Raw genomic sequence first — 22197 nt, 5'->3', positions numbered from 1 at the left:
GTGGGGGATAAAGAGGAACTGAGTGATGATATTGTGGAGACCTACTCCGTTTCGGGAGCCAGCCATGTACTGGCACTTTCGGGGTTGCACATAGGTTTTCTGTATGCTTTGCTCTTGTTTGTGCTTCGTCCTTTGTGGAGGCGATGGCGGCGGTTAAAACCTTTGTTGCTTTTGCTTCTGGTCCTTTTCTTGGTGAGTTTTGCTTTTTTCACGGGATTGTCTTCCTCGGTGGTGCGGTCGGTCGTCATGTTCTCTTTGTTGGCGTTTGCCGGTTTGCAGCCGGAAAAGCCGCTGACTCTGAATACGCTGGCGGCAACTGCTTTCCTGATGCTGCTGTGCAAGCCGGTCTGGTTGTTTGATGTCGGTTTTCAGTTGTCATTCTCGGCGGTTGCAGCTATTGTACTTGTACAACCTAAGTTATATGCCCTTTGGAAGGTTGACAATCGTTTCCTGCGATATTTGTGGGGACTTATGACAGTGTCTGTGGCGGCTCAGCTGGGTACGGCCCCTTTGGTCATTTTCTATTTCTCCCGTTTTTCCACTCATTTTCTGTTGACTAATCTTTGGGTAATTCCCATGGTGTCGCTCGTTCTGTATTCGGCTGTCTTTCTGTTGATGCTTACGCCGCTGCCTTTTGTACAACATCTGTTTGCAAGGGTAGTAGAGGCATTGGTACATGTCCAGAATGAAGTGCTCCGCTGGATAGAGCATCTTCCCGGCGCTGCTGTCGATGATATTTGGCTGGATATATGGGGTGTTCTGCTCGTCTATCTGTTCTTGGGGATGACATATTATGGCTTTCTACGCCTTACGGTACGTAGAATCTGCTTTGCGTTGCTGGCATTGTTGGCAGTGGTTTCCTGGCATTCCCTTTCCATCATGTCCAATGCTCCCCGGCAGGGGATTGCTTTTTATAGCGTGAGAGGCTGTCCCGTTGTCCATTGTATGGCAGACAACCGTCATTCTTGGTTGGCATGTGCCGATAGCTTGCCGGATATGCCGCGTCTGTGCCGTGCCCTTTCTCCGCATTGGAACCGCCTGCGTCTGGAGACTCCCCGACTGGTTGCCGGAGATTATACCACTTCCGGCTTATCCATGCGTAACCAGATTGTCTCTTACGCCGGTAAGCGCATCTGTCTTCTTTCCGACAACCGTTGGAGAAACAAGAACTCTTCCCATCTCCTTTCAGTTGATTATCTATATGTCTCCAAGGGGTATCAAGGTGGGGTAGAGGAACTTACTTCGCTCTTTTCCATGGGCATGGTGGTGCTTGACGCTTCTCTTTCAGACTATTATCAGAATAAGATTGCCAATGATTGCGTTCGCTTAGGTATTCCCTATCTTCTTCTTTCTCAAAAAGGTTCTTACCGCATATTGTTATAAATCACAAACTTTTCGTACTTTTGCCCCTTCAATTTGTTATAAACGCCAAATAGTAAATAGTCAATCGTCAAATAGTAAATAAAAATATGTTGACCAAAGTAATAGAACAATCCAAGATAGACCATTTCACCAAATGGTTTGACCGTGCAGACAAGATAGTAATCGTTTCGCATGTGGGTCCCGACGGGGACGCCATCGGCTCTTCTCTGGGCTTGTGGCACTTCTTCAGCTCGCAGGGAAAGACGGCGAATGTTATTGTGCCGAACGCCTTTCCCGACTTCTTGAAATGGATGCCCGGGAGCAAGGACGTCCTTCTGTACGACCGCTACAAGGAGTTCGCTGACAAGCTGATTGCCGAGGCGGATGTCATTTGTTGTCTGGACTTTAATGCTATCCATCGTATAGATGCCATGGGTGACGCTGTTCTTGCATCCCCGGCAAGAAAAATACTGATAGACCATCATCTCCATCCGGAGGATTTCTGCAAGATTATCATTTCCCATCCGGAGATATCTTCCACTTCGGAACTGGTTTTCCGCCTGATTTGCCGTATGGGCTATTTCAGTGACATTTCAAGGGAAGGAGCAGAGTGCATCTATACGGGTATGATGACGGATACCGGCGGGTTCACCTATAATTCCAATAATCGGGAAATCTATTTCATCATCAGCGAACTGTTGTCGAAAGGTATTGACAAGGACGAGATTTACCGCAAGGTGTTCAATACTTATTCAGAAAGCCGTTTGCGCCTAATGGGATATGTCTTGTCACAAATGAAGGTCTATCCGGACTATCATGCAGCCTTAATTTCTCTGACTAAAGCCGAACAAAGCCAGTTCGACTATGTGCGTGGAGATAGTGAATCAAAGGGGTGATTTTCTCTTGCTTCCTGCGTGAAGATACGGAGAAGCCGATGATAAAGATTTCTTTACGTTCGGTCGGTACATTCCCCTGCAATCAGCTGGCTGCCGAGTTCTTTGGCGGCGGCGGTCATTTGAATGCTTCCGGCGGTGAATTTTATGGAACGATGGATGAGGCCCGCAAGGTCTTTGAGCAGGCTTTGGAGAAATACAAACCGCTGCTGAATGCCAAAGGATAAAAAAAGTTCAGTTGTAAAGGTTAAAAGTTACGAACTTTCTATCCGCAGCTTTCAACTTTCAAGGAAATCAGATACTTTTGTACGAAATTACTAAATAACAGAAATGAAGAAACTTACTTTATTCTTTTTTGCCTTACTTGCAGTTTGTTTAGCCTTCCAGGCATGCGATAATTCTAAAACTTATGCCGAAATGCTTGAGGAAGAAAAAGATGCCATCAAAGCATTTATCAAAGACAGTAGCATTGTCGTTATTTCTCAAAGTGAATTCTATGCGCAAGATTCGACAACGGATGTAAGCAGGAATGAGTATGTGCAGCTGGCAAGCGGGGTGTATATGCAGATTGTGGATAAAGGTTCGACGAATCCTGCAGATACAGTTAAACCGAATGATTTGATTTTGGTGCGCTTTGAAGAACAAGGGTTGATAGCTGTTGGAGGGGTGAAATCGTATATAACCAATATGAATAGTCCGACTGTTGTGGATGAGTTTAGATATTCTGTTACTTCTTCGTCTATTGCCGGACTTTTCACTCAAGGCTATATGCTTATATATCATGGTTCGTCTGTACCTGCTGGCTGGCTGGTTGCGTTGAATTATATTCGTAACGGAGCACATGTGAAGCTGATTGTTCCTTCCAAGATGGGACAGTCGGATGCTATGCGGGACGTTCATCCTTATTATTACGATTTACATAAACTCCAAATTTGGAACTAACCGATAAATTTTAAATCATTAACCTATGACTCTAATCAAATCTATTTCTGGAATCCGCGGAACAATTGGCGGTAGTGCTGGCGAGGGATTGAATCCGCTCGACATTGTGAAGTTCACTTCAGCTTATGCTACCCTGATTCGTAAGACGTGTACTGTAAAAAGTAACAAAATCGTGGTAGGGCGTGATGCCCGCATCTCTGGCGAGATGGTCAAGAACGTAGTAGTCGGTACCTTGATGGGTATGGGCTGGGATGTAGTGGATATTGATTTGGCTTCTACTCCGACTACCGAGCTGGCTGTAACCATGGAAGGTGCCAGTGGAGGTATTATTCTGACTGCCTCACATAATCCCAAGCAGTGGAATGCGTTGAAACTGCTGAATGAAAAGGGTGAATTTCTGAACGCTGCCGAAGGCCAGGAAGTACTCCGCATTGCCGCCGCCGAAGAATTCGACTATGCCGAAGTGGACCAACTTGGCTCGTACCGTCAGGATTTAAGCTACAACCAGAAACACATCGACAGCGTATTGGCACTTGACCTCGTAGATGTGGCAGCTATCCGAAAGGCAAACTTCCGTGTAGCCATCGATTGTGTAAACTCTGTAGGTGGTATTATTCTGCCGCAACTACTTGAACAACTTGGCGTTCAGCACGTAGAGAAGCTCTATTGCGAACCGACCGGTAACTTCCAGCATAATCCCGAGCCTTTGGAAAAGAACTTGGGTGACATCATGAACCTGATGAAAGGGGGGAAGGCAGATGTTGCATTTGTTGTAGACCCTGATGTAGACCGCCTGGCAATGATTTGCGAAGACGGCAAGATGTACGGTGAAGAATATACACTGGTTACTGTTGCCGACTACGTATTGAAACATACTCCGGGCAATACGGTATCCAATTTGAGTTCGACCCGTGCCTTGCGCGATGTAACTCGCAAGTATGGGCAAGAATATTACGCTTCTGCCGTAGGTGAAGTGAATGTAACTACCAAAATGAAGGAAGTAGGTGCCGTTATCGGTGGCGAAGGAAACGGTGGGGTAATTTATCCGGCCAGCCACTATGGACGTGATGCCTTGGTAGGTATTGCCTTGTTCTTGAGCCATCTGGCACACGAAGGTAAGAAGGTGAGCGAACTCCGTGCATCCTATCCTGCATACTTCATGGCAAAGAATCGTGTAGACTTGACTCCTGAAACAGATGTAGATGCTATTCTTGCCAAGGTGAAGGAGCTGTATAAGAATGAAGAAATCAATGATATAGACGGTGTGAAGATTGACTTCCCCGACAAATGGGTTCATCTGCGTAAGAGCAATACGGAACCGATTATCCGTGTCTATAGTGAGGCTGCCACACCGGAGGCTGCCGAGGAAATCGGCCAGCAGATTATGAAGGTGATTGAAGACCTGGCTAAATAAGGCCGAACGAAATGTTATAATGAATGTCCCACTTTCCCGTGAAAGAGAAGTGGGACTTTTTTTAAACCTTCCCATGAACTCCTCCATCAAACTACTACTATGAATGGTATTTTAGATTCTATAGGCTCAGCAATAACCACTGTCAGTGACTTTGTCTGCGGGTATCCCTTATTTATCCTTCTGATAGGGGGAGGACTTTTCTTGTTCTTTTATTCCGGAGCTGTGTCCCTCTGCCGCATCGGATATTCGATAAAGGCCTTGCGCTATAAATCGGAAGTGGCGGGCGAAGGACAAATCAGTTCTTTCCAGGCCTTGATGAGCGCCATAGCGTCAACAGTGGGTATGGGGAATATTGCGGGGGTGGCTATCGCTATTACAGTAGGAGGTCCCGGAGCCATTTTCTGGATGTGGGTAAGTGCCGTTGTGGGTATGTCCACCAAATTCTTTGAAGGGGCTCTTGCCATTATGTACAAAGGACACGATTCTGCCGGAGAACCGCAAGGGGGGACGATGTATATCATTCTTCATGGGTTGGGCGAACGCTGGAAACCGTTTGCTTATTTCTTTGCGGTGGTGGGGTTGATAGGTACGTTGTGTGTAATGCAAGCCAATCAGTTGGTCGAGTCTGTCACTACGGTATTTACTACTCCGGCAGGAATAGAGAATACACTCGGTCTGCGTTTTGTGATGGGTATTGTCATTAGCCTGGTGGTAGGGGCGGTCATTATCGGTGGCATCCGGCGCATTTCGGTTATCTCGGCTAAAATAGTGCCGGTGATGGTTACTTGCTATATGCTGCTTGTCTTCGTTATTCTTTGTTTGAATTTTGATAAGTTGCCGGGAGTGTTGGCTTCCATTTTCCAGTCTGCCTTCAGCCTGGAAGCCGGTATCGGTGGAATTTTGGGAACTGCACTGACTGGTGCCCGCCGTGCTGCCTACGTCAATGAAGCAGGTGTAGGTACGGCCTCTATGATGCATGGCGCCTCCCGTAATGACAATCCCATTCGTGAGGGGCTGGTAGCCATGATTGGACCGGCCATCGACTCGGGGCTTGTTTGTACATTGACGGCCTTCCCTATTTTTATAGCTGGAAACTATGCGTCGGAAGGAGGCATAAAAGGCCTTTATATTGCTTTGAATTCTTTTGAGCAGCTCCTTCCCGGCTATGGGCATTATCTGTTGATGGTGATGGTCTTTTTCTTTGCCTTTTCTACCATGTTCTCTTATTCGTATTATGGACTGAAGTGCACCAACTTCTTGTTTGGTGCGGAGAATGCCAAGTATTATAACTACTTCTATTTGGTGATGATTGTTGTGGCTGCCATGATTCCGTTGGGAGCAGTGGTTGCCATCATGGATTTGGCTTTTGCCTTGATGGCATTGCCTACGATGACGTCACTGCTGTTACTTGCTCCACGGGTCAGGAGAAAGATGAAGGAATATTTTGCGAACTGATAGAAAGCAGCTTCCACTACAAGTTGATGACCTTTCCTATCTCTCCTTCAAAATTCGGGGTGAATACACCTTTGCCGATATTTGCCTTGATTTCATCGGGGCTCCAAAAACGTCCTCCGTCCAGCTCGTCACTGGGATGTATTTCACCGTCGTAGACAGTTTTGTGTACGAAGACCAGTTCCTTTTCGCGGGCAGACTCGAAGACGTAATGCATGACGGTTTCGGGAATAAAGTCGGTAATGCCGAGCTCTTCGCGTACTTCGCGTTTTAGCGCCATCTCTACACTTTCACCTAAATCGACGTGTCCGCCTACGGAGGTGTCCCACTTCCCCGGTTGTATGTCTTTCCATTCGGGACGTTTCTGTAGATACAACTCACCTTTGGAATTGAATACATGAAGATGGATTACCGGATGAAGCAGTTTGCTACCGTTATGGCATTCGCCACGGGTGGCGGCACCTGTGATGTTGCCTTGTTCGTCGACAAGGGGGAACATCTCTTGATTGTTATCGTGGTTCATTGTGCTTAGGGTATTAATAATGATGAATCTCCATAGCTCAGGAAGCGGAAATCATGTGCCAGTGCATAGTTGTAAATCTTCGGCCAATCACCGTGTACGAAAGCTGATACGAGCAGCAGCAAGGTACTTTGCGGTTGGTGGAAATTAGTCACCATAGCCTTCACGATTTTGTATTCATATCCCGGAGCGATAATGATTTGAGTGCTGGTATGCAGAGCCTCCATGCTATGTCTGTCCAGATAGGCAACAATGGCTTGCAGGGCTTCTACTGCAGAGGTGGCGGTGGCCTTGGCAGACATTTCATAAGGTTGCCATTGGTGGACGTGCAAGTCTTCCTCTGTGGCTTCTGGATTATTCAGTAAAGTGACTCCGATGTGATAAAGGCTTTCCAATGTGCGCACTGAAGTTGTTCCTACGGCCACTGCCTTGCCGCCGTGTACTATGAGTTTTTCCAATGTGTTGCGCGAGACAGAGATGTATTCCGTATGCATTTCGTGCCCTTCTATTTCTTCACTTTTCACCGGTTTGAAGGTTCCGGCTCCCACATGGAGTGTCAGCTCTTCCAATTCTACTCCTTTATTGCGCAATGCGTCCAATACGCGTGGGGTGAAATGCAGTCCCGCTGTAGGGGCAGCCACCGAACCTTTGATTTTGGAGTAGACAGTCTGGTAAGTCTCCTTGTCACTTTCCTGGGTCTCCCGGTTCAAGTAGGGGGGGATGGGCAATTCACCGAAGACCTCGAGAATGTCGGCAAAAGTCACTTCCGGATTATTCCAGCGGAAGTTTATCCAATGGCTGGTTCCGTGGCATTCACCCCGTTCGGCGGTCAGGGTGAGTGACTTGCCTTTCACGGTCATCTCACGTCTCAGCATGCCTTCCTTCCATTTTTTCAGGTTGCCGACCATGCAGAGCCAGGCGGCATGCTCGGTTTGCTGGAAGTTGAGGGCGTAGTCGTTCGGCTGTATGGGTTCCAGGCAGAATACTTCAATCAGTGCTCCCGTTTCTTTCCGGAAATGCAGGCGTGCTTGGATGACTTTGGTATTGTTGAATATCATCAGGCTTCCCGATGGCAGATACTCCGGCAGTGAAGTGAATCTGTCTTCTGAAACTTCTCCGTGGCGATACAATAACAGTTTGGACTGGTCACGTACGGACAATGGGAACTTTGCAATGCGTTCGTCCGGCAACGGGTAGTTGAATTCGCTGATTCTGATATGTCTGGGGTCTTCTTTCATGATGGCTTTCTCTTTATTATATCGGCTGCAAAGGTACGGATATTTGGGAAGATTTGAAGAATAAGGGAAATAATTCCTAACTTTGCAGGAAGAAAGTAGGAAAAGACAAACTAAAAGATAAGTTACTATGAAGATAGGAGATAAAGTTCGTTTCCTCAGCGAAGTTGGGGGCGGTGTTGTGACAGGATTTCAAGGGAAAAACATCGTGTTGGTGGAAGATGCCGACGGTTTTGACATACCGATGCCCATAAACGAATGTGTGGTGATAGAGACCGATGATTATAATATCCCCACTCCGGCAGCCAAAGCGGCTGCCAAGAAGAAGCGGGAAGAAGAGCAACAATTGCGCACGGCCGCTACTGCGGCAAGGCCGTCTGCTATGGAGTCTCAGGTTTCAGAGTCTCAATCGGTCCGTTTGGAGAAACCGCAGATATCTGTTTATCGTCAGCCCGAGATGAAAGGTGGAGATATCCTGAATGTTTTTCTGGCTTTTGTTCCGGAGGATATCAAGGCTGTCAGCACTACACCTTTCGAGGCATATTTGGTGAACGACAGTAATTATTATATGTATTACACCTATTCGAGTGCCGAAGGAAAGTCCTGGACAGCCCGTTCGCATGGTTTGATAGAGCCGAATACGAAACTTCTGCTGGAGGAGTTCGAAAAGTCCGAGTTGAACGACCGTGAACGTGTGATGGTACAGCTGGTGGCATTCAAAGATAACCGTGCGTTCACAATGAAACCGGCTGTCAGTGTGGAAGTCCGCATAGATATGGTAAAGTTCTATAAACTGCATACATTCCAGCAGACGGTTTTCTTTGAAACACCGGCCTTGGTGTATGATATTGTCCGGAATGACCAGCCTGCCAAGCAGGTGTATGTTTCGGCAGAGGAACTGAAGGAGGCTTTGATACAGAAAAAAACGGCAGATACTCCGTCCAAACCGCAGACGGTCATCAAGCGTGGTGGCAAGAATGGGATTGTCGAAATTGACCTGCATATTGGCGAGTTGCTGGATGACACCTGCGGCATGAGCAACAGCGAAATATTGAATTACCAGCTGGATAAGTTTCGTGAAGTGATGGAACAATACAAGAAAAAGCGCGAACAACGCATCGTCTTTATTCACGGCAAGGGAGATGGAGTGCTGCGTAAAGCCTTGCTGGACGAGCTGAAACGTAAATATCCTGACTGCCGCCATCAGGATGCTTCGTTCCAGGAGTACGGATTTGGGGCGACGATGGTGACGATTAAATAAAATCAAGTATTTGAATAGTGAATAGGGCAGTTCAAACATTGGAATGCCCTATTCATTATTTATAGTCTGACATTGACTCTTGTATTTTTCCTTATGTGTATTTCTTGAGTGGAAGGATTGGACTGCATCATTTCTGATTCTATTTGCTGGATTGCTCTTTTGGCTTTGTGTACAAACCTGCCTTTGGGATATTTTCGCAAATATTCTTCGTAATCTGCTACCGACTGGCAACTATAGAAGAGGCGTTCTTCATTTTCTCTTCTGACTTCTCTTATATCAGTAATGGGAAGAACTGGCTGTGAAGAAGGTTGTGGATGTGGGTGGACAATCTGTTTTTTAGGTTCCTCTTGGAACTGTTCAAGTTTTGCAGTATCCGTTTTTACCGAGTCCATAACGATGTTTTCTTCTCTATTTATTGGGGAGATTGGATTTACCTTGTTTCCCAAAAATTGTTTTATAAAGTTTGCATGAGATGAGGAGGGGTATTCTTTTAGAAAATCTCTGTAGTCTTCTTCTGTACGGCATGCAGCGTACTTGCGCTCTTCTTCAAGGTGTCTAAAGTATATGGAACCTCCTTTGACAAGCAATAGAATCAATACTATACCAAGGCCGGTCCATCCTGCTATGCGTTTATGCATGTTCGAAGGACAGAACTTTTCTTTAAGGCGTGGTGATGTTGTTTTAGGAAAAAGTGGAGCAATAGGCTTCAGCTGTACTGAAGGAGAGTCTGTCTTTGTTTGTTTTAGTATGGAGCAAGCAAACTCATAGGCTTGTTGGGCTGTGGGGCGGTCCCAAGTGTTGAGGGCAAGGCATGCGTGAACAAACTGGGACAATTGGGAAGAATATTTCTCATCTAATGCTGGAATATGTGCACCATTCAGTTGGACACAACCTCCCATACCTTCCCATAATACAAGACCAGTGGATAATTCATAAACACTCATCCCTAAAGACCATATATCGCTGGTAGCCACAATCAGTGGTTTCTCTGCAAAACGTTCTGGTCCCATATAGGCAAGTGTTCCGGAACTTTCTACTTTGTTGATACTTTTACGAAAAGTATGCTCCAGTTTACGGCTGATGCCAAAATCTGAGATGATGAATTTGTCATCATCCCCTATCAAAATATTATCGGGTTTTATATCTTGATGAATGATAGGAGGATTCTGATTATGAAGAAACATCAATCCGCATGATACATCGCGTATGAAGCGCCAGATTTGCTTTTCAGACATTTTGCCTTTCAAGCTCACTGAGGACCCTTTGGGACAGTAAGGCATTACCAAAAAAGGGCACTGTCCAAAAACATCAAAATGATTAAGGTGCAGTAGATTGGGATGGTGTAATTTGTAGGCAAGTTTGAATTCTTCCCGGAAATCTTTTATGCCGTTGTCATCCAACAGTCCGTACAACTTTATGGCAACGTCTACATCTGCCAATATATTTCGGGCAAGCCAGACTTCACCAAAGCTTCCGACTCCTAATAGTTTCTTCAGCTGATAGTGTTCAGCAAATATATCACCATTTTTCAGTTGCATAGTTTCACAATAGTAATCAATCTGTTAGGGTAGTGTTAGTAGTGTCTGTCTCTGTAACTAGAACCGTATCTGCCTGATATAGTATCGTTTTCCATTTTGCATATTGCTGTGGATTTCTATATAAATAGAAGCCTGCCGCTAAAGCCAGTACCAGGAGTAACAGAAGAATTTTCCGGATTTTGTGGTGGTTGGGTTTGCTGAACACTGTATTATTCAACTTTACTTTGGGCTCGGTATTCTGTAGCATGATGTGGCATAACACAATCGTAATATTGTCATATCCACCTGCTTCAAGAGCAGCTTCTATCAACCTATCCTTGCATGTCATTAAATCATCCTGGTTCTCTTCTATAATTTGCATTATCTCTTCGTCGTGGCATAAACCACATAACCCATCACTACACAGTAGGAGAGTATCGCCATCCTTTAAATTATAGGAACGGAAATCGGGATTGGAACGATTGGTCGGGTCTCCCAAACAGCGGGTAATGATATTACTGTAAGGATGGTCAAACGCATTTTCAGGATCTAGTTTTCCCTGATCTACTAAATCTTGTACATAGGAATGGTCTTTAGATAAACGGCAAAAACCTGAATTGCCATTGAATACATAACAACGACTGTCGCCACACCAACAGATATAGGCTTTATCGTTCAATATCCAAGCAATGACAATAGTAGTACCCATTCCCTGGGTACTACTATCTTCTTTACTTGCATTGACAATATTTAAATCAGCGGTTTTGACAGTTCTACCCAGAAATTCTTCAACGGCTTCTTCTGAGGTAACAATGCCTTCCTGCGTAATAATATCTCCTAAATTCTCGGGGGTGAATGCATTTTGCACCGTCTCAATGGCTATGGCAGAAGCAACTTCTCCGGCATTGGTGCCGCCCATTCCGTCGGCCACTACCAATATGCTGCCATACCGTCCTAAAGAAATGGGTTCTATCGATTGGGGGATAATCCACTCTGATTGGCATAAATCACGATTGACAACAAAATTGTCTTCGTTGTTTTTCCTGACTAAACCAACATTGGTACCTGCCGCTAATTTAATGCTTATCTCGGACATGTTTAATTTTAATGTATTAAATTTCTGATTGGTACTAAACGATCCTTACCCTCTATGCTTCCTACCATGAAACCCACTACTTTGTAAGAACCATTTTCTAGAAGGAATGCTGGAGAACCATAATAACCGGGCTCTGCCACACGATTCTGTAATATGGTAGTCTCATATTTTGTGTCGGCTATATTGGTATGGTCATTGAAATGAGCCGGAGTAAGATTATGAATATCAGCATAACCTGCATAGCCCACCATTTGAACTTCTGTACCTCCACTCATGTTGTCTGCGGCGGTAATGTCGTAAGGCAATCCCTCACCATAAACGCCTTTTCCTCTAATGTATGCCCAACTGTTGGCAGCAGGGGTAACAATGCTGACACTGATATATTTCCTACGTGTATAGGTCAATTTTATCCCATGTTCCCTTAGTTGTACCCTGATGGATTTATCTACTTCTATTTCGGTCACTTGTACATCATTTCGTCCGTCTTTGGCAAAATCGCTACTGGTAAATGTCAGAGGCTTTCCAGTTCCTTTGGTACTGTATGCACGGTAATGGATAATGATATTACATCCTGCTCCTTTGTATACAGCCAATAGTTTACGCCATGGGTCTTTCCACTCTGTGTTGGAGTATATCCATGGCTCGACATTCTGCCTGTCTGTTACAAACATTCCGTTTGATAGCATGAAGCCAGTTCCGCAGATTATATCTGAAACTTGTATGCCCGGATCAAACTTTGTTCCATTATATTCGATTTCAATACGGTCGACTTTAATTGTATAGATATAATCATAATAATCTTTCAAATCTCCTGAAGCATTACTGTCTTGTTCATCTGCTATATCAGGGTCTTCATAATATTGGTCTTTGGAGAGTCTGGTGCCTTCTTGTATATTTGCGTTAATGGCATTGCTTGAATTCTCAATGCTTTTAGTGCTTATGCTGTTTGAGAGATTGTCCAAGTCTGATTTGACCTTATAGAAACTTGCATTGACATTCTTTAATTGACTATTAACGTTGTCCAACTGTGTTTTTAAGGCCTCTGCATTACCGTCACTGTTTCGTAATTTGGTCTCTAACTCCCGTTGCTGTGCTTCTAGAGATGCTCTTTCGGTCCCCAGTGAATCCAATTGGTTTTGGTATCCTTTCAGTTGAAGTTCTTGTTCTTCTGTCTTCTGTGCCAACAAATCATTTTTTACACCTAAACTGTAGTTCCAGGCAGCCAATCCTGCCACCGCCAGTACGAAAACAATTCCCATGATTGTTAATGCGGTCTTGTAGGGGCGTAAGGCTTGTTTGCGGAAAAGGCTCATTCTCTCAGTCAATCCAATGCTGGAAGTTAATGCTTGGCGACCTTGTGGAACAATGAATCCCAAGCGTGGTCCGCCAACGGATAATTGTATTTCATCTCCTGTTTGTAAATAGTAGGACCCATTTATAGGATGTCCGTTGACCAATGTCGGATTGGAGTGTGAAAGGTGGATAAGTTTCCAGTTTTCACCGTCGCGTACAATTGCAGCATGTTTGCGGCTAACTGTTTCGAAACTTTCATCAAAGCGTACTTGGCAGGAAGCGTCTCTACCTAATTCTACTTGGTCGACAATGATTTTTTGGGATTCTCCCGCTTGATGATACTTTGAAGAGGTCTTGTGCTCCAAAATAAAGTAAGTTCTACCGGAAGCACCCATTAATGCCCCCATACCAGCCCCTACTGAGCCGGCTAAGGTACGTTTGTAATTTTGTGTATCCATACTACTTGATATATAATTAATAGTTTTCAAATCTCATTTTTACATCCCCAATGGAGATGATATCTCCAATTTTCAGTATATGCCCTTGTTTGGTGACTTGGGTGGAATTGACATAAGTCCCATTACTGGACTCCTGCCACAACTTTAACTCCTTCTGCCATTGCCCGTCCCGAATAATCCATTTATCAGTGGCGGGATTTGTTTCTATTGTGCAATGATGGCGTGATATATAGGCACTTTGCTGTTCTGTTATATGTAGCAGATTGTCGCGTTCTCTCCCGATAGTAAGGATTCTATTGCCATATTTTATAAGTTCACTTAATTGATATATTTTTCCGTACTCTTCACCTTGCATAATACGTATACAGAAACCATTGACTGTTTGTGGTGGACAATATCCTCTTTCCATAGGGACTTGGCTTATTGCTGGCAGGTGTTCCAATACCTCTTGCACAGACTGGAAACGTTTTTTGAAATCTGGATTAAGACATCCTGCAAAGAGTTGCTGCCACTGCTCTCTATGTTTCAACTGTGTCAATTTCTGCCGGTTCCAATCTCCATTTTTCCCACGTTTCTGGTATAGTGCCAATTCATTATGACTGCTCAATTCGCCAAAGGGCAAACTGCCAGTCAATAATTGAAAGGCTAATACTCCAAAAGAAAAAATGTCCGTAGTGGGTAGGACAGTGGCCTCACCTCGCATGCGGTTCACTTGTTCTGGCGGCATATATGCATAAGTCCCGAAGATTTGGTTGGGTTTACCAAAAATATTGCGTTCAGTCATACGTTTGTTTCTATCCCCTGCTATACCGAAATCTGTCAACGCAGCAATTCCGTTACTCTTGAAAAGGACATTCTCCGGCTTTAGGTCACGGTGAACCTTGCCTCTGGTATGCAAAGCATGTAAACCTATTAGAATTTGTTGGCAAATTAGAGGAATCTTACTGCTTCCAGAACCTAAATAAGGTGTTAAATCTCCTCCGGAACAGTATTCCATTACAATATAAGGGTTGCCTCCAACTGTACCGTAGTCCAATGAACGCACTAAATAGTCACAATCAATTTGCCCAGTTTTGAATTCCATCTCGAAACGTTCCATTAATGGTTTACGTATTTCAGGAGGAACTTCCCATAATCTCAGTAGTTTAAGCGCATAATCTTTGCTTGCGCTGTCCGTAACCCGATATACTTTACCGAATGAACCTTCGCCTAATGTTTGGGAAACCCTATAACGGTTATTGATATATTCCCCTACATTATAATCACATCTGTCGACAGTCCGGTTATTCACAAGAGTTATATTTAGTCACATTCAAACTTGAATCTTCGGTCGCCTAGTACAATGATATCATCCGGTATGATTTCTATTTTTCTGTTTACCTGGATATAGGTCGTTTGGAGCATACTTCGGTCAAGCAGATACCAATGACCATCATCGAAAACTATTTCAGCTTGTTCCTTTGAGGTGATTGTACGATTAGACATTTCTGTATTTTCCCGGTTCAAGATGATGGAGTTCCCTTCATATTCAAATCTTTTCGGAAGAATGTTCTCTTCTTCTTCCGGTATAATTGTTAATGAACAGTGAGGTTTGGTTTCCGGTTCTGTCTCTGTGATGTTCTTTATTTGTCGGCGTATGGTTGGCCGATGTACGCGGACACCGCAGTTCGGGCAAAAAGAGCAGGTTATTGCTATCTTACTTCCACATTCATGACAGAGCATTTTCTCTTCAGAAACGGAAGGTACTTCCTCTTCTACTCTTATTGTTTTGTATTCATTGTTTGTTGATGTGTTTGCTCTTTTCAATGGAGTTCCGCAGCAAGGGCAACTTGTGAAATCTCCTACTACCGGGTAATTGCAATTGGGACATTCTATAATTGGCTGTACAACAGTAGAATGATTCTCTTCTTCATTTGTTGTGGAAAACACCACAGTTTTTCTGCATTTTTCTTCATTAGAGCTGACATTCAATACTGTCGGTTTGGGTATAGCTTCTCCATGACCTTCTTTTGAAATAAAAATGTCCTGACTGTTGGCATAATTCTCCGGCATTCGCAAAGGTTGCCCGCATTTCAGGCATACTGTTGTGTTGGAATGGTTGTCCCAACCGCAATTCATACATCTCATAAGATTTTACTTTAATAATGGAATTACTTTGTATAAATCAGAGTTTCTCACCATTGTCGGTTTACCATGAATTTAGAATAGACCTCCCTTTTTCTGGGAGAGAATAATTGAAGATATTTTTCCTCCTTTGCTTTTAACTATGAGAGTTCCTTCTCTGGCCTTCTTGGTTTTTCCCACTTTTAGAATGAGTTTGCCACGGTCTTTTGCTATAGCTTCACACCATTCAGGAATATCTGCAACTTCCCATTCGGCATTGGAGTCTACTTGCAGTTCCTTAATTTCTCCTTTGGAGCCGAATTCCAATTTATCTAATGCGATATTAATGAATTCTTCTTGGCCACCTTGGGTAACACTGACCGTAGCTTTCATCTTTTCATTACTGATTGTAATGGTGGCTTTACGTTCGGTAGTCAGCCAATTGGTCTGGCAGCTTATGGAGAGTTTCTTCTCACCGGGAGTCACTTGACACCAGTCTGCATCTGATATTGCAGTCCATTGTTCTGGAAGACTTTCTATTTTTATACTTTCTGCAGTCTTTGTCTCACACCCAAATTCCAGGCTTTTTCTGTCTATGGTAAGTCTGGTGATTTCGGCAGGAGGCGCTGGCTTGGGAGCGGGATTTATTTTTTCCTCACACTCTTTGATTTTATTTTTGCATGCTTGCTCCAGATTGCTGTCGCATTTCATGGCTGCTTTAAAACTTTTAATAGCGTCTCTGTATCTTCCTCTTTTCATGTATGTCTCTCCCTTTTGATAGATGGAGGCGCATTGCCCCCATATACTTATTGGCATAGAGAGAGCGAACGCTAAAACAATCAGTCTGATAAGTTTATTCATTTTCATTGTTGTCTATGTTTATATATGGTTCTATTTTTTTTGCACGGTCTTCAAAAGCCTGGGCTGCTACGGCTTGGTCAAGGTCTTTCATGATATTTGCCTTTTCTTTAAAAACATGATAGGCAGAATCCAGTATGGCCTCTACTTGCTGTTTCAGTTCTGTTGCATTTAAGTATATTTTCGCGGAGATGGAATCTTTGTAGTAATTTATTTGGCGGTATTTGCCAATGGCATTTATGTAAAAATCCTCAAATACGGAATCATTGTTTTGCTTTAAAGTGTCAATGTCAAATCGGAAAACATCTCCTTGTATTTTAGAGTTTTCGCCTTCTTGAATGATTGACAGACACATTTTGTCGTAATCAATCGTTGGAGTCGGTTCCGGTATGGATTCCACTACTGGTTCTTTGCCGCTTATTAGCGAAAAGATGATGACAATTGTTGCGAATATAGCTGTGATTGCTGCTACGACTATAACTTTTTTGCGTTTCCCTTTGTCTTGATAGGGTGACATCTTATTTATGTCAGAAGAGTGTGCGCTAATGGAATCCTCATGGGTTTTGTCCTCTTCCTCTTGCAAAGTATCATGGCTGTTGTTTGACAGGCTAAAGGGGACGGGACTTCCATTGATATGTTGGGAAGTGTAGTCTGCAATTTGTCTGGCTGTGGGTCTGTCCCATGGATTTAAGGCAAGGCACTTGTAAATGATATCCTTTAATTCTTGAGAAAAGTCTTCGTTGATAAGTGGAATGTCTGCACCGTTTTTTTGCAATACGCCTCCATGATCGCCATAGGGCGGCATACCGGTTAGAAGCTCATACATTGTTGCTCCCAATGACCAAATGTCACTAGCCATAATAGGGGCGGGAGATGGACCAAAACGTTCTGGTCCCATATAGGCCAAAGTTCCTCCACTGGATTCTTGTCCTTGGTTCCTGCGTAATGTACTTCTAATCCGTGCGCTGATTCCGAAATCCGTAATCATATACCTATTCTCATCATTAATCAGAATATTATCGGGTTTTATATCCTGATGGATAACCGGGGGAGTTTTTGCATGAAGATAAGCCAGTCCCTCTGCAACATCATGGAGCAAATGCCAGCTTTCCGTTTCTGTTATCCGGTTGTTGTCAGTAAGGTATTGGAAGGCCGAACCGTTTTTGCAAAAAGGCAAAATCAGGTATGGCATCCGTTCCCAGCAGTCATAATAAGTAGGATGCAGTAAATTTGTATGATTCATATCAAATACGAGGGAGAACTCTTGTGTGAAAAGGGATATCCCCGCATCGTCAAGCCCCATCCCTGGAGCATATATTTTTATGGCGACCTTAACATCCGTAAGTTTGTCTTGTGCCAGCCAAACTTCAGAAAATCCTCCTCTTCCTAGTTGTTTGAGTAGCTCGTATCTATCTGCTATGATTTGTCCACTGTCTAACATCTTTCTTTGTGTGATTGTATTATTTTGTTTGATTGAGTATATTCGCAATTCTTTATCCACAAAGTAATTAATAAAAATGTAAATAAGAAAATGAGAAAAAGTTTGAAATGTACTAAAATGTTGTTTCAATGGTTTATGTAGCTAAATATTGTACTATGATGTGATTTTTTGTTTCGTTTTAATAAAGCGGTAGCGTATGCTCTTTTGTGGTTGAGAAATACGCCTTATGCTTGACGGTATTTCGCAAAAATATTTTAAGTTTGCAGATGTATTGAATAAATAATCTAATTACGAGAAACATGGGAGAGAGAGGATGGATAAGCGAATTCGATTTTATATTTATTGGATATTAGGGTTTGTGCTTCTAGGAGCTTGTGCGCCCGGAGATAAAGAGGACGTATACACAGAAATGAGAGCTTTTGAGGATTTTTCCCATATAAATGGAGATTCTGTGGCCATTGTGCCCCGAAAGGTAAGGTTGAAGGCTTTTCAAAAGATGGAAGAGGCAAAGGATAGCTTGGTCAAGTATAATTATCTGGCAATGACACTGAAAACATATTTGATTACTTCACAGCTTGATTCGGCACAAATCGTAATCCAGCAGATACATGACTTTATAGAAAGGCAGCATAGTTCTTCTCAAATGGCAGATTTGGAGTCTGAATGTTTCAATATGAAGGGAAATATCTTTGCACGTGTTGGGAATATGGATTCTGCCGAAATTTGTTTCCGGAAGGCTTATGAATTACGGATGAGAGGGACTAGGATTGAAGTGGTGCCGGATATTTTGATGAATCTTGCAGATGCGAATAACCGTTTAGGAAAATTGGATATAGGGGCAGCTTGGTATAGGAGAGCTTTGTTGATGTGCGACTCTTTGCATATAGCTTCTACCAAGAAACCTCCCATTTATTATGGTTTGGCACAAGTATATGTTACCATGCGTGATTTTGAACAGTGTGATTACTATTATAATCTAGCAGGAGAAAGCTATGACAGTATGCTACCTTATGAAAAATATATTTATTTGAATAATAGAGGGACTTCTTACTATTATAGGGAGGATTACCAGACAGCGATAAAATATTTCCAAAAGGTTATTGATTTAGTCGAAGGATATGATGATATGAGTTTTGAACTTAATCTGGGGAGGTTGAATTTAGGAGACTGTTATCTTCAACTGAATATGGTTGATTTGGCTGTTAAATATATAAATGAATGCCAACTTTTTTTTGAGGAAATGGGGGTAAGTACTGCACTATATTATATCGATACGCAGAAAATAGAATTGGCTCTGCTTCAGAAAGACTTTCAAGAGGCGCGTCGTTTATTGTCCGAGAGTGTAGTCCCTCCGGGCATCGACCCTGATATGGTACATATCCGTAATAAATACCTTCAGCAGTTTTACGAGGAAACCGGCAACTACAAGAGGGCTTATCACTATCTGCAGAGGAACAACCTGCTTGATGATTCTATCAGGAATGAGCGTGTCCGGATGCGTACGGCAGACTTGACTTTGCGTTATCAGCAGGATTCTACCTTGATGGCACATCGGGTTTTGCTTCAGGAGCAGAAAAACGAGGTGCTGGTGCTGAGGCAGACACAGTTTGTCGTGTTTGCTGTAGCTGTTGTATCTATATTGACGGCGGTTTTCCTTTATCTGTACAGCAAAAAGAAACGTGCTTTGTTGCTTGCACGGAATCATCGCACAGTCTCTACACTTCGTCTGGAGAATATCCGTAACCGCTTGTCCCCTCATTTCATCTTCAATGTGCTGAACAGGGAGATGGCGGAGCGGAATGTAGAAGAAAAGCAAGAGCTTTCGTCGCTGGTAAAACTGATGCGTCGCAATCTGGAATTGGCGGAACAACTGTGTGTAACCTTGGCAGAGGAGCTGGATTTTGTGAAAACATATATTAATCTGGAACGCCGTTCTTTAGGTCCGGATTTTCATTCGGAACTGAAGATAGAAAAGGATGTGCAGCCGGAGCAAATAAGGATTCCGTCTATGATGATTCAAATTCCGGTTGAAAATGCAGTGAAGCATGCATTGCGCGAGAAGGAAGGTGAACGTAATCTTTGGGTTTCGGTCTGCCGCCGGGGAAACGGTATCTGTATAAAGATAACGGATAATGGTGGCGGTTATCGTCCAGACAGTCGGAACCGGGGCACGGGGACGGGAATGAAAGTCATTATGCAGACCATTCAGATTCTCAACAATAAGAATAAGGAGGCCATTGATGTTTCAGTGCACAATGTCTCTCTACAGAGTGGTGAGATGGGATGTGAGGTGACTTTCTGGTTGCCAGACAACTACGATTACAGGATTTAAAAGAACCGTTTAATCTCGTTTTTTGCAAGGATAGGCATATTTACGGATAAATAGTCCGTAAATGGCTTCTTGTTGCTTTGTATGGGAGCAGGATTATGTATATATTCGCGAAAAGAAAAACATAAAAGAAACATGGATAAATATAAGGTTGCAATAGTTGACGACGATGAGGTGGCTCTTGAGAATCTGAGTTTTGAATTGGGAAAGGATGCACGCTTTTCTTTGAAGGGAACTGCCCGTAATGGCAAGCAAGGGAAAAAACTCATTGCCAAGGTACAGCCGGATTTGTTGTTCTTGGATGTGGAAATGCCGGATATGACAGGAATGGAACTACTGCAGGAAATACGTGGCAGTGTTTCATGGAACATGCGGATTGTTTTCTATACGGCTTATGATAAGTATATGGTTCAGGCTATCCGGGAGGCTGCGTTCGACTATCTGTTGAAACCTTTTGAAGAGCAGGAGTTTCGGGATATTCTTGCACGTTTTGTAGAGCAGGCAGAAGCTGGGCAGAGAATGTCATATCCCATTGGTGCGCCGTTGCATACCGGACAGACATTTATCGTATTTACGCCAATCAATGATATGCGTGCATTGCGTCCGGCTGAAATCGGTTTTTTTCGCTATTGCTCCGAGCGTAAACAGTGGGAGGTGATACTAAACAACCAGCCGCCATTGGTGCTGCGTCGCGGAATGACTGCTGAGCAGATTACTCAATATTCATCCAGTTTCGTGCAGATACATCAATCGTATATTATCAATATTGATTATCTGATGATTATAAAGGATAGCAAATGCATGCTTTATCCACCATTTGACAAAGTTACGGAACTGCTGGTTTCCAGAAAGTATAAAAAAGAACTGCAAGACAGATTCTGCTTGTAAAGTGATAAGAATTATTTGGTTAGGGAGTTGACGCCGCAGACTTTGGTGGCGTTGACGTAAAGAAAAGGCATTGAACCTTTAAAGTCCAATGCCTTTTTATTTATCAAATACAATTTTCGTATTCATCAGAAGCGAAGCTTATTTCACTTCGATACCTTTGTTCTGCAGTGTGACATTTAATACTCTGGCATAATCGGCATACTGCTTTTCATTCAGAGTCTTTTTCATCAACTTCAGATTACCATAAACTGCATTACGGAGTAACTTCTCCTGATTCTTCTTGGAATTTGTAGCGCGTTCCATCTGTTCTGTAAAATATTCGCAGATGTTTGCCACTTCTTCATGCTGGTTGGAATCCAGATTCAAATACTTGCTCAACTTTGTTATGTTGATGTTACCTTCCCATTTTGCAGTTGTAGGCTGGTTTTCTGCTGCAAATGTTGTAGCAGTCAGGCAGACTGCTGCCACTAATGTTAATCCTAAACGTTTCATAATACCTACTAATTTCAATCTAATACCTATTGAAAACTCTCTAAGCGCTTAGCTTTTTCTTTTACCTATGCAAATGTAGGTATATGTTTTATAACACAAAAATGAATAAGGGAAAAAGTGTAGTTTATACCTTCATTTCTTGACTTAAATCAATTTTATAGTGTGAAAATGCTTTGTTTAGATGCTTTTTGTAATACGAATGTAATGTGGACTAACTGAATTTATATTTGTAGTAATGGATAAAAGGATTTTTATTAGTCAAAATGTTATTGCCAAATAGTTTCGGGTAATTCTATGATTACTCTGCTTTCAGAGCAGACTCCCACAAAGCCTAATCCGCCTATGACGTTGCAAGGCAGACTGATAGGTTCCATTAAAGCATCGTCGTAATCCCCATCATCCAGGCAGTTTAAGGCTTTTAGATAGCGGTATTCGGCTTCAGTGATGCTAAGCAACCGTACGGTGATGGTTTGTTTGCGGGATATATGGTCGTAGTAGTGTCCCTCTATCGGATAATAATCTTGGTAGAGAGGGGTGTATACTTTCAATGTGGCATAAGAGTTACGGAAAGTGTTATCATTGAATATGTTGTATTTGTTATTTATGGTGGGAAACAATTCATTTTCTTCATCATCATAGTTGC

18 protein-coding genes and 1 pseudogene are annotated in these 22197 nt (G+C 43.1%); 8 read left to right on the top strand and 11 right to left on the bottom strand.

The features are described 5' to 3' along the window. The 5 genes and pseudogenes from BHV72_RS02895 to BHV72_RS02875 all read left to right on the top strand — a co-directional run. Nucleotides 1-1383, top strand: a 1383-nt coding sequence (locus BHV72_RS02895) for a ComEC/Rec2 family competence protein (RefSeq protein ID WP_286854433.1), incomplete at its 5' end; no start/stop codon positions are given. Nucleotides 1384-1469: 86 nt separating this feature from the next. Beyond that, nucleotides 1470-2482: pseudogene (locus BHV72_RS02890) on the top strand (DHH family phosphoesterase). A 103-nt stretch (nt 2483-2585) separates the two neighbouring features. After that, nucleotides 2586-3197 (top strand): BamK family beta-barrel-assembly machinery protein, encoded by a 612-nt coding sequence (bamK, locus tag BHV72_RS02885; protein ID WP_005830068.1) that lies wholly within the window; start codon nt 2586-2588, stop codon nt 3195-3197. A gap of 25 nt (nt 3198-3222) precedes the next feature. Continuing rightward, nucleotides 3223-4611: a phosphoglucosamine mutase gene (gene glmM / locus BHV72_RS02880; RefSeq protein WP_005830071.1), complete on the top strand. Its 1389-nt coding sequence runs from the start codon at nt 3223-3225 to the stop codon at nt 4609-4611. Between the two features lie 99 nt (nt 4612-4710). After that, nucleotides 4711-6066 carry an alanine/glycine:cation symporter family protein gene (locus BHV72_RS02875; protein WP_057097589.1) on the top strand — a complete coding sequence of 452 codons (1356 nt, stop codon included), beginning with the start codon at nt 4711-4713 and terminating at the stop codon, nt 6064-6066. 16 nt (nt 6067-6082) lie between these two features. On the opposite strand, the gene BHV72_RS02870 is transcribed toward BHV72_RS02875, so the two are convergent. Together BHV72_RS02870 and BHV72_RS02865 are read right to left on the bottom strand one after the other, a co-directional pair. Next, on the bottom strand, nt 6083-6586 hold the full coding sequence (locus BHV72_RS02870) for an NUDIX hydrolase (protein ID WP_005830075.1): 504 nt from the start codon (nt 6584-6586) through the stop codon (nt 6083-6085). A 5-nt stretch (nt 6587-6591) separates the two neighbouring features. After that, nucleotides 6592-7821, bottom strand: a complete 1230-nt coding sequence (locus BHV72_RS02865) for an S-adenosylmethionine:tRNA ribosyltransferase-isomerase (RefSeq protein WP_005833306.1) — start codon at nt 7819-7821, stop codon at nt 6592-6594. 127 nt (nt 7822-7948) lie between these two features. On the opposite strand from BHV72_RS02865, the gene BHV72_RS02860 reads away from it, so the two are divergent. Continuing rightward, nucleotides 7949-9079 carry a DUF2027 domain-containing protein gene (locus tag BHV72_RS02860; protein WP_005833304.1) on the top strand — a complete coding sequence of 377 codons (1131 nt, stop codon included), beginning with the start codon at nt 7949-7951 and terminating at the stop codon, nt 9077-9079. 59 nt (nt 9080-9138) lie between these two features. Here BHV72_RS02860 and BHV72_RS02855 read toward each other — a convergent pair whose 3' ends face one another. From BHV72_RS02855 to BHV72_RS02825, 7 genes are all read right to left on the bottom strand, one after another. Further along, complete coding sequence (locus BHV72_RS02855; protein ID WP_286854425.1) at nt 9139-10617, bottom strand: serine/threonine-protein kinase; 1479 nt, start codon at nt 10615-10617, stop codon at nt 9139-9141. Between the two features lie 16 nt (nt 10618-10633). Next, entirely contained in the window at nt 10634-11692 is a 1059-nt protein-coding gene (locus tag BHV72_RS02850) for a PP2C family protein-serine/threonine phosphatase (RefSeq protein WP_286854423.1), read from the bottom strand. Between the two features lie 8 nt (nt 11693-11700). Beyond that, nucleotides 11701-13443 (bottom strand): FHA domain-containing protein, encoded by a 1743-nt coding sequence (locus BHV72_RS02845; RefSeq protein ID WP_005830088.1) that lies wholly within the window; start codon nt 13441-13443, stop codon nt 11701-11703. Between the two features lie 16 nt (nt 13444-13459). Next, a complete protein-coding gene (locus BHV72_RS02840; RefSeq protein ID WP_005830090.1) occupies nt 13460-14734 on the bottom strand; it encodes an FHA domain-containing serine/threonine-protein kinase in 1275 nt (424 codons plus the stop codon). 11 nt (nt 14735-14745) lie between these two features. Next, entirely contained in the window at nt 14746-15570 is an 825-nt protein-coding gene (locus tag BHV72_RS02835) for a double zinc ribbon and FHA domain-containing protein (protein ID WP_057097587.1), read from the bottom strand. 72 nt (nt 15571-15642) lie between these two features. Further along, on the bottom strand, nt 15643-16305 hold the full coding sequence (locus BHV72_RS02830) for a BACON domain-containing protein (protein ID WP_240055517.1): 663 nt from the start codon (nt 16303-16305) through the stop codon (nt 15643-15645). A gap of 94 nt (nt 16306-16399) precedes the next feature. After that, a complete protein-coding gene (locus BHV72_RS02825) occupies nt 16400-17845 on the bottom strand; it encodes a serine/threonine protein kinase (protein WP_057097586.1) in 1446 nt (481 codons plus the stop codon). A gap of 313 nt (nt 17846-18158) precedes the next feature. Between BHV72_RS02825 and BHV72_RS02820 the strand changes: the two genes are divergently transcribed. Together BHV72_RS02820 and BHV72_RS02815 are read left to right on the top strand one after the other, a co-directional pair. Beyond that, a complete protein-coding gene (locus BHV72_RS02820) occupies nt 18159-20177 on the top strand; it encodes a tetratricopeptide repeat-containing sensor histidine kinase (RefSeq protein ID WP_057097583.1) in 2019 nt (672 codons plus the stop codon). 132 nt (nt 20178-20309) lie between these two features. Next, on the top strand, nt 20310-21062 hold the full coding sequence (locus BHV72_RS02815; RefSeq protein ID WP_286854395.1) for a LytR/AlgR family response regulator transcription factor: 753 nt from the start codon (nt 20310-20312) through the stop codon (nt 21060-21062). Between the two features lie 138 nt (nt 21063-21200). On the opposite strand, the gene BHV72_RS02810 is transcribed toward BHV72_RS02815, so the two are convergent. Together BHV72_RS02810 and BHV72_RS02805 are read right to left on the bottom strand one after the other, a co-directional pair. Beyond that, on the bottom strand, nt 21201-21554 hold the full coding sequence (locus tag BHV72_RS02810; protein WP_057097580.1) for a hypothetical protein: 354 nt from the start codon (nt 21552-21554) through the stop codon (nt 21201-21203). Between the two features lie 266 nt (nt 21555-21820). Beyond that, a partial coding sequence (locus tag BHV72_RS02805; RefSeq protein WP_286854384.1) for a DUF4249 family protein occupies nt 21821-22197 on the bottom strand: 377 nt, incomplete at its 5' end.

This window comes from Bacteroides sp. 43_46 (genome assembly GCF_001915455.1).
GTDB lineage: Bacteria > Bacteroidota > Bacteroidia > Bacteroidales > Bacteroidaceae > Bacteroides > Bacteroides caccae.
This window is presented reverse-complemented; position numbering and strand designations above follow the sequence as displayed.